The organism is Lysinibacillus sp. NPDC056220 (assembly GCF_049315265.1).
Lineage (GTDB): Bacteria > Bacillota > Bacilli > Bacillales_A > Planococcaceae > Lysinibacillus > Lysinibacillus pinottii.
Map to the genome: position 1 here is coordinate 146,978 of NZ_JBMOXD010000005.1, position 13,568 is coordinate 160,545.

The window sequence follows — 13,568 nt, forward strand, 5'->3', positions numbered from 1 at the left end:
TTTCATGAAATAAACTATAAAATATTTTAAATTGCACGCACATGTCTTTAATAAATCACAATTCCTTTATCTAGAGCGGATTGATTTTGTACCGGGTTTCCTAAAATATAAAGCTTTTTCAAATTGGGTAGATTCACTAAAGGCTCTATGTTTGAAATAGCGTTGTTTTCTAAATGAAGAACCTCAATTTGTTGCCAACTCTCCATAAAATTCAACGATTGTAATGAACTATCCTGTAAAGTAAATGAACGTAGAGCTGAAAAACCAGCAAAGAAAGGCATCACCTTATCATCCTCATGCACCCAATCACCATTACCTACTCGCATCGATACATCATTTAAAGTTAAATGCAACAGCACGCTGTTCGTTAATGGATGTTCACTATTAAATTGAAAATTACATTTTGAACAATTTAATGTTTTTACATGTTTTAGATTGAATAGTTCACTCGTTTCTTCATCAAAAAATGTCTCGTCTAAATGTAGTGTTTGCAAATTGGGTAAGCCATTTAAAGAGCTAATCTCTGTAAAAACCCCATACTCTTTCGCCGTCAGTTGTTCTAGCATTGGGTATTTAAGTAATTCTGCACCATTTAATGTCGAATCCTTTCCACTTATATAGACAGTCAAATCTTTTAAACTAGGTGCCTCTAGCTTTGGTATAAAAGAACCTGTAATTTCAGCCTTCTTCAAATGGGGGGCTACAATCGGTGATGTATCGCCATAATAATCAGTTACCGTTAACTCCGTTAGTAATGTTAGACTGTTCACAATATCAAGTAATTCCAATTGACCCGGAGAAGATAAACGTAGCTTTGTTAAAGATGATTTATTTCTTAATTTTTCTAAATTGGCGATGTTCATATATTCAAGATCAAGTGATTGTAGATTAGGCATGTTTTGTATAAAATCAAGTGTTTTTAAATTTCTTACCGATGTAAGCTTCAATTTCTGTAATTGATTCAGTGAATAAAAAGAGCTAAAATCTGTCGCCTCACTAATATCGATTGTTAATGATTCTAAATTCGTTAAAGTAGACAGCCAATTTAAATCATTGGTGAATTTTAATGACAGAGATTTTAGCGGCAATTTATTTAGAAGCGGGAAATCTGTGACCTCCTCCGTCATATACGATATTTCTAGGGATTGAAGATTAGGAAACTCTAACAATAAGGCAAGTTCATTATTATTTCGAATTTGGATAGAGAGTTCTGAAACCATTGATTTATCGCTAAAGTATTCCGCAATTTTACTAAAAGATTCATTAAAGCTTCCTGTATAGCTTTTCAAGTTTTTCAAATGTCGAAAGCTTACTTTTTCACTTTGCGATATTTCATAATCATTCATCAGCTTCAATACAGTCAATCCAGTAAATGCTTCGAAATCCTTTTGTTCAATTTTTTGCGTATTTAATAACTTATCCTGCATAGTATAGGTCACAATTTCTGCTTCCTTATTTGTAAACGGATCGTCCAGACTGTAATCAAAATGCCATTGTTCCTCCGAAAAATAGGCAGCCAAATAACGAATACTTGCGATTTCCTCTTTACTTGGCATTACTTCCCCCTTTTCAAAAACATCCTTTAAAAAGTGTAGTAGAACCTCACTTTCAGGTATTGTTCGTACAGATGTTACTCCATAATTTCCTTCTTCTTTTTGATTATTGGTTAAAAGTAAATAAGCAAAAAATATACATAGAAAGACAATCGGTATAAGAAGAAGTGCTTTTAAATTCGTTTTTGGTCGTATCGTAGTATGAGGAGCAGTTGTCCCATAATAGTTATTAATCGTTTGATCTACATAGTAGACTTTATTTTCTTTTAACATTATTTCAGTATCACAATACGGACATTTGAATGATTGCCCCTCTTTAAATTCAATTTTCCCATTACAATTAGGACAATGTAATGTCACAAATTCCACTGGCAATCCTCCTCCCTGCTCTATTTCCAATTAAGCTTAGTGGTCTGAAAAATAAATGTCAATATTTCTTATAAATACTAATTACATCCCCCTTTAGATTAACAATAAAAATGCTGTGAAGACCTACATTTAATCCTCACTAATTTAAAATAGAGCATCTCTGAAGTTTCTCGTATTAGGCTAGGCCATTTAATTGTGAAGAAATAAAGGAAATATGTTATCTTTTTGCAAGGTAGTATTTTGGAAAGAGAGGATATTCATCAATGAACGAAAATAATTTCTGGCTTGATTTACCACGGCCATTTTTCATTTTAGCACCTATGGAGGATGTGACAGATGTTGTATTTCGTCATGTCATTAGTGAGGCAGGTCGTCCCGACGTATTTTTCACGGAATTCACCAATACGACAAGCTATTGTCATCCAGACGGTATGGATAGCGTTCGTAACCGCTTAGCTTTCACAGAAGATGAACAGCCGATGGTTGCCCATATTTGGGGAGACACCCCTGAACATTTCCGTCAAATGAGTATCGGCATGAAAGAGCTGGGCTTTAAAGGTATCGATATTAATATGGGTTGCCCCGTCGATAATGTGGCTGAGCGAGGTAAAGGAGCCGGCTTAATACTTCATCCTGCATTAGCATCAGAGATTATCCAAGCCGCTAAAGCTGGTGGTTTACCTGTTAGCGTAAAAACAAGACTTGGTTTTACAGATGTAGCAGAGTGGCGTGAGTGGCTCACTCATATTTTAAAACAAAACATCGCTAATCTTTCTATTCATCTACGTACCCGAGAAGAAATGAGCAAGGTCCCTGCACATTGGGAATTGATTGCGGATATTAAAAAACTACGGGATGACATTGCTCCTGAAACTTTGCTAACGATCAACGGAGATATTCCTGACCGAGTAACAGGTTTAAAATTAGCTGAGCAATATGGTATCGATGGGATAATGATTGGGAGAGGTGTGTTTTCAAATCCATATGCCTTTGAACAAGATCCAAAAGAGCATAGTGCTGAAGAATACCTGAACTTGCTATACCTTCACCTTGATCTTCATGATCAATATTCCAAGGAATTTGAAACTCGTTCATTTAAAGCTTTACAACGCTTCTTTAAAATATATGTGCGTGGCTTCAAGGGAGCTAGTCAATTACGCATTCAATTAATCAATGCCCATTCAACTGACGAAGTACGAGAACTACTTGCAGCCTTCACTAGAAACGAATTAACAAAGTAACCCTCATAATAAAGGAGACTGGCTATTGCAAGCCAATCTCCTTTTTGGTTGCTTTGTCATATACTTCATTACATTTTAGAAGACTTCAATTGCTCTTCTAAACTTTCTTTTTGGATCATCTCCTTATTGTCACTATGAATCCTTTTCATCCCCTCAAAAAATGAATACTCACTCCTTAAATATTGTTCTAACTCTCCTTTATCGTGCGGAAGCTTTGTTAAGTAATACTTTGAGCTATCGATCCTTTTTTGAATTTCTTGTAGATTTTGTGTTGTTAATCCGTGACCAGGTATATGGGTTGTGATGGCATGAGTGAGTAAAATCTTTTCAGCCTTATTAATTGTATTTACATAATCCTTATAGCTGCTGAATATGAATGGAAATTCAACATCCGACAAGTAATCGCCGGAAACAAAAAACCCATATGGCTCTATCACTGTAAATAAACCATCATCCGTATGACCAGGGGCTTGATAAAAGGTCATCGTAATTGAATCCAACTCTAATGTATAACCATCCTCAGAAATGACAATATCAACTGAAGGGTATACTGGGGAATAACTCCTATGTAAATAATACTTTTGATCAAATTGATGAATTTTTTGAATGCTTTCTGCTTTATTCAAATTGTCAGCAAATCGTTTAGAGGCAATTACCTTGGCCTCTGGAAACGCTCCTGAACCAATTATATGGTCAAAGTCGCTATGTGTATAAATAATATATAGTTGCTTGTTACCTTGAATGTTATTTATAAAATCTTGAATTTCTTGAATTTCGCTAGGCAACCAATTAGGATCTGTCATAATGATTGCTTCATTCGTTTGAATGATTGCCGAAGTAGTCATATATAATGCACTTTGAAAAACTGTCATAGTATTGTTTTGGAATTGAATCATCTTGAACCTTCCTTTTCCCTTCTAAAGGTAGTATTTTTGAGTGAATATGGCAGATATTGAACAAGATTGCTTTATGTAAAGGTTCGTGCAAATTTAGTATATTCCTCCTTCATTGAAAATGGAGGTAGCAGGCATAATGTTTAACAATACTTGATGTAGCTTTTAAAATCAGTAGCTTTATCGAAAGTGTAAATCCAATAATCTCGTGATTTTTCTTGTAAAAATATTATGATATGATGTTTAGGTTGTTTATCTACTCTGTGACACATGTATATTCATCTAAGAAAGAGGTATCTATGCACCACACACAATTATCCAAGCGACATTGGTTACTTATTTTAACACTTACTTCATTAACATTTGTGCTGGGGACAAGCGAATTTGTAATTGTCGGAATCTTGACTGATATTTCTTCAAGTCTAGAAATGACGAATGCAAAAGCAGGCACACTCGTTTCTGCATTTGCCATTACATTTGCCGTTGCTACACCACTGGTGATGTCCGCAACAAGTCACTTTCCAAAGCGTAAATGGATGCTGTTTTTGATAGCATCTTTCATTGTCTTTAATGCTTTGTGCATTATTTCTACGAACTACATTATGCTACTGATACTTCGTATTATGACAGCAATTGTAACGGGCGTATTAATTTCTCTAGCCATGATTGTTGCAAGCGAAACCATGCCAATTAACAAACGGGGACTTGCTATATCATTCGTTTTCGGCGGTTTCACACTGGCAAATGTCGTGGGGGTACCGATTGGTATTGTCATTTCCAACTCGTATGGATGGAATGCCGCCTTCATGTTAACCACTCTACTGGGAGGGGTTGCGTTTATGGCATCCTTTTTTGCCTTACCAAATGGACTCAGTCAAGTACGGAGCTCCATACGGGATCAGTTTTCTCTCATACTCAAGCCGCGTATTTTAATGGCCTTTTTCATTCCTGCCCTAGGATTTGGTGCAACATATACAGTCTTTACGTACCTTGTTCCTATTTTGAAGGGGATGGGGGCCCCACATAATTCCATTAGTTTTATTCTTTTTGGCTATGGGTTTATTTCGATATTCAGCAATATACTCGCTGGTAAAATTGCCAATCACAATCCTATCGGTCGCCTTCGGTTTGTTTTTCTCCTGCAGGCAATTGTTCTAATATGCTTATTTTGGACCACCAATCAATTTATTTTAGGACTAGCTAACATAGGCTTAATGTCGCTAATGGCTATCCTGTTAACAACATCTACTCAGCTTTATTTAATTGATCTCGCTGAAATTTACCAGCCAAGTGCTAAAGGATTAGCCGCTTCACTAATGCCTGTAGCAAGTAACGTAGGAATTGCCTTTGGTTCTGCATTAGGCGGCATCGTCTATCATCAAGGGAATTTAATGAATGTAACATGGGTCGGTGGACTCGTTGCAGTCTGTGCAAGCCTGCTAACATTTTTTAGTCATCACTTAGATCAAAAACAATGATACACTTCATCCTGCACTAATAACTAGCGATTAAATAATCGCTAGTTTTTTTATTTCAAGATTACACTCTATAAAGATTCCCCTTCCAGCGCTCCTTCAAATGGTATCCCTCCTTTTCTCTAAATTACTACACAATCGACAGTACTTTGGTAGGATTATCCAGGTAAAATGTATTAGCATTTCTCATTTGAAAGTTATAACCTTTTATTCCATTACTAGGAAAAAAGATTCAATCTATCATTCATAAAATGATACTAATTATCAATATTTCAGAATATTTAAATATTCCGATATTCGAATTAGTTAGATTGTGATAAATTGGAAATATCACACTAAACAGAAAAGTGTGACAATTAAGGGTAGGGGAGGAAATGCGATTTGAAAAATTTTAAGTTTATGAAGTTTTTAAGTAGTATTCTAGTTTTCGTTATGGTGCTCTCTTTATTGGTTCCATTGTCGAGTGCTAGTGCTGAAGATTCGAAACCATTCAAACCGGATAGTCAAAATGAAAGTATTATCCAACTAAAAGCAGCTATTGCGGAACAGCTAAGCCTGTCTAAAGATGGTCCAACTCTTCACGAAAGCTTAGAAAATGTATCAGGCAATCAACAGGTTCCAGTCATTGTCCATTTATCTGAAAAGCCTGTTGCATTAGAGCAGGGAATAAGCGAAATCAATGGGGAAAAATTCTCTAAGGCTCAAGCAAAAGAAGTTCGCTCCAATGTAAAAGTACAACAAGCACAAGTAAAAAAAGAGTTAGCTACTAAAAAGGTACAGCTGACTCAAGGATACACATTTGATACTGTTTTAAACGGTTTTGCGGCAACTGTAAAAGCAAACGATCTTCCGAAACTGCTTACAGTAGAAGGCATTACATTAATCGAACCTGATGTTATTGTTCACGCATCCGAAGAGGATACGGCGAAATCATCAGAACTTATTAAAGAAGACCTATTAGAAGCTCAAATGAATACAAGTAATTCTTTTCTTGGCATCGAAGAGCTTTGGAAGGAAGGACTTGAAGGACAAGGAATAAAAGTAGCCGTGTTAGATACTGGTATTGATGTAGATCACCCTGAGTTTGCTGGAATTTATAAAGGTGGAAAAAACTTTATTCCAAATTCATCTACTTATACGAAGCCTCGGGCAGATAATGATGCATCAGAAACATCGCCTTCAGAGCGTCCAGCTGGGACACCTGAATTTAATGAAAAAGGAAGCGCGTTCTATACTTCTCACGGTACACATGTTGCTGGAACAATTGCAGCAATCGGTGCTAACGAATACGGCATTAAAGGGATTGCTCCAAAAGTAGACCTTTATGCTTACCGTGTTCTTGGAGCATATGGAAGTGGTGCTACATCTGGTATTGTTAAAGCAATTGAAACGGCTGTCATTGAAAAAATGGACATTATCAACCTTTCACTTGGCGGTGGAGCTAACACTGAAACAGATGCTGGTTCATTTGCTATAAATAATGCAATGATAGCTGGAACAATCGGAGTAGTTGCAACAGGGAACTCTGGTCCAAATCGAGGAACAATGGGCACTCCTGCAACCGCTCGCCTAGGAATCGCTGTTGGTAACACAACAAATCCAGAAACAATGTACAACGGGGAAGTGAAAGTTACAGTTGGCAACTACAACTTAACTAAACAGCTTCCATTAATGGGGACTACTTTCGGGAAAAATGTAGCTACACAACTTCAAGGAGAATTTGATCTAGTTGCTGTTCCTGGAAATGGAGAAGTAAAAGACTTTGAAGGAATTGATGTAAACGGTAAAGTGGCATTAATTTCGCGTGGCAGTATCGCCTTCGTTGATAAAATTGCAAATGCAAAGGCAAATGGAGCTGTCGCAACTATTATTCATAACTTTGCAGGTGGATCAAATGCACCGGACATTTCGGGCACATTCCTTGGTGATGCATTCGAATATCTACCAACATTTGATATGTCCCAAACGGATGGCAATGCAATTCGCGCTGCATTAGCAGGCGGAAAAGGCAAAGTAAGCTTTAGTAAATTTGCTTCCACAAAGACACTAGGAGATGATGTAAACTCTTCTAGTTCACGTGGACCATCTACTCCAAACTTTGATATTAAACCGGATGTAAGTGCACCTGGTACAAATATTATGTCAACGATTCCAATGTATAAAAAGGATTTCCCAGATGCGGATTATGCGGAAGCTTATGGTCGCAAAACAGGAACTTCTATGGCAACTCCTCATATCGCAGGTATTGTGGCATTAGTTAAACAAGCCAATCCTAATTGGAATGCGTTTGATGTAAAAGTGGCATTGTCTAATACAGCACAGGTATTAGATAAAACAAAATACGATGTGTTTTCTCAAGGTGCTGGGCGTGTCAATGCGTATGCTGCAGCTCATCCAGAAATTCTTGCTTATGCACTTGATAGCGCAATTCTAGATGGAACGGGTGCAGTTACAGAAAACTTGAAAGGTACAGTTACTTTCGGTCCACAATCAATTAAGGATCAGGATATTTCTGTAACGAAACAAGTTTTAGTAAAAGACATTAAAGGAAACGGTGGCAATTATAACGTATCCGTTGATGTGACCAAAACATTTGGTGATGCAACTGTTACAGTAGATCAACCAACATTTAACCTAAACGGTGAGCAAATTTTAAATATTACATTAACTGCTTCACAAGCTACGGCGCCAAACGGCTCTGAAATACTAGGATATATTTACATTAATGGAGGAGATACAGAAATCTCATTACCATTCGCTGCTGACCTTGGCGGTGAGGCAGTAACGGAAATTAAAGATTATAAGATTACAGAAACAGACCTATCCTTTAACGGAGATGGCGTGAAAGACTCAGCGGTCCTTTCATTCACATTAACTGGAGATGTAACAACTAACTATATCGAGCTTTGGGATATTATGAATCCTGAAGGTGGAGAATACGGAGACGGCTATATTGGTTATCTCCATGCAGGTACAGCGCTAGGAAAAGGCTCTTATACACTGAATGTTGGTGGGCAGTACAAACCATGGGGATCAGAACCTGCCACAAAGATTCCAGATGGTCTATATACAATTGACTTCACTGGTCTTGCAGCATCAGGTCAAGTTTCCGGTTATGTTGGACCTATTGTCGTGAAAACGACTAAACCAGAAATTACGGGTTCAGTGGCTGAAGGTGTCGCTACAGGACAAGTAACAGATAAATATATCGACTACAATGAAGAGTTAGCTTTATATGATTTAAATTACAATTTAAATGATAAATTAAAAGCTTCCTATATTGCGACGGTAAATGGCCAAGTAAAAGCGCCAGTTGCTTTTGAGTTAAATCAAGATGGTAGCTTTACATTCCCAGTAACAGCGGAAACTAATGCTGTCTCAGTAGTAATTACGGATGCTGCCGGGAATGTTGGTGAAGCAAAAATATATGAAAAAGAGATAGTAGAACCTGTAGTTACCCTGTCTGTAAATCCAACTGAGCTAGACCTAACAGTTGGGGAAACTGCACAGCTTAAGGTAACGGAAACCTCTACACCTGCAGAAGGTGATGCAACGGAGGAAGACGTAACGTCAAAAGCTACGTATGCTGTTGAGGATAAAAATGTTGCAACAGTAGCAAATGGATTAGTAACTGCCGTAGGTAAAGGCACAACTACAATTACTATTTCATACGGTGAAAATACTGTTACGTTAAATGTTACAGTTGAAGAACCTGTTGTAGTAGAACCAAACGTAACACTAGAAATTGACCAAGCACAGGTTGAAACTAGTATCGGTAAAGAAGTTACCGTTAAGATTACTGAAGTAACTACTGTCAATGGTCAAACAACAGTAAAAGATGTTACCAAGCTTGCAACCTACGAAGTAGCGAATGATCAAATAGCTACTGTCAGAGCAGGCATTGTAAAAGGAAAAGGTCCAGGGACTACGACAATTACGGTAACGTATGGTGACCACACACTAACATTTGATGTGTTAGTTGAAAAGCCAGGCAATGGCAATGGCAATGGTAACGGCAATGGCAATGGCAATGGCAATGGCAATGGCAATGGCAATGGCAATGGCAATGGTAACGGCAATGGCAATGGCAATGGCAATGGCAATGGCAATGGTAATGGTAACGGTAATGGCAATGGCAATGGCAATGGTAATGGTAATGGCAATGGCAATGGTAATGGTAATGGTAACGGTAATGGTAACGGTAATGGTAACGGTAATGGTAACGGTAATGGTAATGGTAATGGTAATGGTAATGGCAACGGTAACGGTAACGGTAACGGTAACGGCAATGGTAATGGTAATGGTAATGGTAATGGTAATGGTAATGGTAACGGCAATGGTAATGGTAATGGTAATGGTAACGGCAATGGTAACGGTAATGGTAATGGTAATGGTAATGGTAATGGTAATGGTAACGGCAATGGTAATGGTAATGGTAACGGCAATGGTAACGGCAATGGTAACGGTAACGGCAATGGTAACGGTAACGGTAACGGCAATGGTAACGGTAACGGTAACGGTAACGGCAATGGTAACGGCAATGGTAACGGTAACGGCAATAAAAATAATCTTGAAGTTACAAAACTTGAGCCATAATTCACCTCCATTCAAACAAAAAGGGAAATTGCTCTATGCAATTTCTCTTTTTAATTTCTTATAAGGACATGCTTACTATGACTTATTCTTATAGATGCTCTCACTAAATACTTTAAATCAATCCAAAATAGCATCATTTATTGTAGATGCTTTTTCGTTTTCAACATAATGCATATATACATACCGTACTTACTTATGATATGGTTCATCATATTTAGTGTAATGGTGGTTTTATTTAACTCTCTACCTCTCCCAAATTAATGTCATCTGTTGTAAATGTATAAACATTATCATATTTAGCCCTTAACGAATCAGGTATCTTCATTACAAAAATAGGATCATTTAATAGTAGCAATATTATTGCAATATAAATGCCATGAACGAAATCAAATTAACACCTCCTTGTTCTTTTTCTCAGAAAAATCTATGTTACGATGACTTTACATTAACAACTAAGAACGCACATGGAGGATTAATGAATGCTTAAAAAAATAATTTCAATTGTACCAGTTGCAATGCTTTCGGCAACTTTAGGTGCTAATGTTCAAGCCGCAACAATTACCGTACAAAAAGGAGATACTCTTTGGGATTTATCTCGTGCACATAATACTTCTGTAGAAAATATCAAAACATTGAATCATATTACTACTAACCTTATTCAACCTGGCGATGTCCTTACCATTGCACAACAATATACCGTTAAGCAAGGTGATACACTATGGGACATAGCTCTAAATCATCAAGTCACTGTTTCCCAAATTAAAGAATGGAACCAGTTACATACAGACCTCATTCATCCGGGTTTACATCTATCTATTATTGATGGGACAAAAACTAATACAGCTATAACTGACAAACCAATAAAGCCTGCAAAGGAAACTACAACTTCAGTAACAAATCATAAAACTGCAATGGAGAGTAAACCTGAAGAAACTGTTTCATCAACAAGTAAAACAGCTTCAAAGGATCGTGTCCCAGAAGTGACCGCTCCATCAACAAATAATACTGCTCCAAAAGAGAATACGCCTGAAGCAATTGCGCCCCCATCAAATACTACTGCTTCAAAGGAACTTATAGTAGAAGCTTCGGCCTATACGGCCTCATGTGAAGGATGTTCCGGTATTACTGCTACTGGAATTAACCTTAAAACAAACCCCCATGCGAAGGTCATCTCAGTTGACCCAACTGTCATTCCACTGGGTAGTAAAGTTTATGTGGAAGGCTACGGTGAAGCAATCGCAGGAGATACTGGCGGTGCCATTAATGGAAATCGAATCGATGTCTTTTTTCCTTCTCAACAAGATGCCATTAATTTTGGAGTGAAGCAATTAAAGGTCACAATATTAGACTAGCTTAACCAGCCTAATAAACAGCGAATGTTAAATTGTTAGAAGATGAGAATGATGGGTATAAGTTATCCATTAACTTACAGATTAATCGTAAAAATATTGAAATTAACAAATTGAAACATTATGCCACTAGAGAAATGGACCCTGAAGTATTGTTCTACAGGGTCTATATTTCGTTCATTTGTACATATCATCAAATAAAAAATGTAAAAGTTTAATACATTTCCCGTAAAACATAAGCCGCTCTATAAAAACTTAATACATATGACTTTTAACTATTTAATAGGTTTATACCTGCATATTGATAGAAAAATGAATGGAGTTGATAGCTTGGGAAAGTTCGACCCAGAAAAACTATTCGTTCAATATAGGCATGGTATAACTACAATGAAACCTGTCATTCCAAGACGTTATACACTTACTCACTCAGATGATACTGGCGATCTATTTTTAACGATAGGAAATGAGTATGCTTGGGATAAAGTGAATACTAAGATGAGAGATGAGGTCTTAGGTGAGTGGATTACTAATGGGGAATGCTTTTATTTCTATTTATATTTATATATAGAACAAGGAGAATACAATCAAAATGCAGCTGCAAAACGCAATGAAATATTTAGGCGTGAGTTACCACTTGCACTAACAGCCATTCGATATGGAGATAGATCACTATTTAATCAATACCCTAAACTTGATAGCGCTCATATTATCGTGAACTTTATATCCACTTATCCTCAATTTGCTAGGCAAGAGAATTGGGGTACATTCAGTAGTTATAGCAATCATTGAAGAAAACTCGCTATATTGATTTCCACCAACACAAGAAAAAGGACATAAAGGCGAAAAACAATGATAAATAAAATTAAACCACCTAAAACGCTGACATCCCAACGCTCTAGGTGGTCTTTTCAAAACCGATCTTACTTATGATACGGTTCACCGTAACAAGGATAAGTGAGGTTTTTATTTGAGTTACATTAGTTTCTTATTTTATAGACAAGTTTTTCTTATTTTTGTCCTCATTCAGACATAAACAACTCCAATTATCAGTAATAGCAAAGAGTTTACGATTAAACTGTTAGTACAGATCCATCTATTCAATCTACTACACTACTTGCTCTAAGTGATTCATTAATAATATCAGTTACTGCTAAATATAAATTTTCTGGTTGTTCTGCAATTCGATGACAAAGGTACAAATACCACTCACTTCCATACGTTAAATAGACTCTACAACGATATTCCTTCGTTCTTAATTCATTGAGTAACTCTGGACGTACACCATACAGCATCTCTACTTCAACATTCGATTTATGAAGATATTGACGTCGCTCTATCTCTTGAATAAGCATTTCATCATGCGTGGCGATTGATATCGGGTGATTTGCATTCACTAACTGTTCAACATACTCAAGATAACGGCTATTCAGTTCTTCTGATCTGATCATGGCTATATCAACAGGCTCTTGAAAAGCCCCTTTTACAAGTCTTATTTTTCCTGGATATTGAATAAGTTCTTGTAAATCTACCTCTGTACGATAAAGATGAGCTTGTATAGTTATTCCAATATTTGTGTAGTTTTTTGCTATTTTTTTATAAAGAGTGAGAATATCACTTGTCTTAGAGGATTCTTCCATACTTATCATTAAAGTTATTCCATACCATTGAGCTTTTCGTGCGAGCTCTTCAAGGTACTGATAAGCAATCTCATCGTTAATAGAAAGGCCTATATGAGATAAATCAAATGATACAGTTTGTTTTAAAGACAATATCCCCATTTCCTCAATTACTTGTAGAATCTCATCCTTTGCCCTTTTACATTCCGATAAATCGGTTGTATTTTCCCCAATATATTCTATGGAGATATTATAATTATCCTCGAGATATTCACGTGCAACCGTGATGGCATCCTCTCTCTTTTCTCCTGTTACATATCTTTTTGCTGCTTTCCATAATAACGGATAGAGCTCTGTTGATTGTTGCACAGCATATTTCAAGCGCTCATCTCGTGCTGCGCTTTTTAAGGCTTGAATCACTAATTCTTCTGCTTTTTTCATATTTATTCCTCCTCTTGGATATTGATAAATACTTT

8 protein-coding genes are annotated in these 13,568 nt (G+C 36.8%); 5 read left to right on the plus strand and 3 right to left on the minus strand.

Going from position 1 to position 13,568, the window contains the following annotated elements; translation table 11 throughout:
• Positions 1 to 47: 47 nt before the first annotated feature.
• Positions 48 to 1,922, minus strand: coding sequence for a leucine-rich repeat domain-containing protein (locus tag ACOZBY_RS16815; RefSeq protein ID WP_422762558.1), 1,875 nt, complete (start codon positions 1,920 to 1,922; stop codon positions 48 to 50).
• Positions 1,923 to 2,185: 263 nt separating this feature from the next.
• On the opposite strand from ACOZBY_RS16815, the gene ACOZBY_RS16820 reads away from it, so the two are divergent.
• Positions 2,186 to 3,163: a tRNA dihydrouridine synthase gene (locus tag ACOZBY_RS16820; RefSeq protein ID WP_422762559.1), complete on the plus strand. Its 978-nt coding sequence runs from the start codon at positions 2,186 to 2,188 to the stop codon at positions 3,161 to 3,163.
• A 68-nt stretch (positions 3,164 to 3,231) separates the two neighbouring features.
• On the opposite strand, the gene ACOZBY_RS16825 is transcribed toward ACOZBY_RS16820, so the two are convergent.
• A complete protein-coding gene (locus ACOZBY_RS16825) occupies positions 3,232 to 4,059 on the minus strand; it encodes an MBL fold metallo-hydrolase (RefSeq protein WP_375828010.1) in 828 nt (275 codons plus the stop codon).
• A gap of 296 nt (positions 4,060 to 4,355) precedes the next feature.
• Here ACOZBY_RS16825 and ACOZBY_RS16830 point away from each other — a divergent pair, with 296 nt between their 5' ends.
• From ACOZBY_RS16830 to ACOZBY_RS16845, 4 genes are all read left to right on the plus strand, one after another.
• Entirely contained in the window at positions 4,356 to 5,534 is a 1,179-nt protein-coding gene (locus ACOZBY_RS16830; protein WP_036162474.1) for an MFS transporter, read from the plus strand.
• A gap of 378 nt (positions 5,535 to 5,912) precedes the next feature.
• Entirely contained in the window at positions 5,913 to 10,127 is a 4,215-nt protein-coding gene (locus tag ACOZBY_RS16835) for a S8 family serine peptidase (RefSeq protein WP_422762560.1), read from the plus strand.
• Positions 10,128 to 10,606: 479 nt separating this feature from the next.
• Positions 10,607 to 11,479, plus strand: a complete 873-nt coding sequence (locus tag ACOZBY_RS16840; protein WP_422762561.1) for a LysM peptidoglycan-binding domain-containing protein — start codon at positions 10,607 to 10,609, stop codon at positions 11,477 to 11,479.
• A gap of 327 nt (positions 11,480 to 11,806) precedes the next feature.
• Positions 11,807 to 12,265, plus strand: a complete 459-nt coding sequence (locus ACOZBY_RS16845) for a staygreen family protein (RefSeq protein ID WP_031416817.1) — start codon at positions 11,807 to 11,809, stop codon at positions 12,263 to 12,265.
• 308 nt (positions 12,266 to 12,573) lie between these two features.
• Here the strand turns inward: ACOZBY_RS16845 and ACOZBY_RS16850 are convergent, their stop codons facing one another.
• On the minus strand, positions 12,574 to 13,533 hold the full coding sequence (locus ACOZBY_RS16850; RefSeq protein WP_031416818.1) for a proline dehydrogenase family protein: 960 nt from the start codon (positions 13,531 to 13,533) through the stop codon (positions 12,574 to 12,576).
• Positions 13,534 to 13,568: the final 35 nt, after the last annotated feature.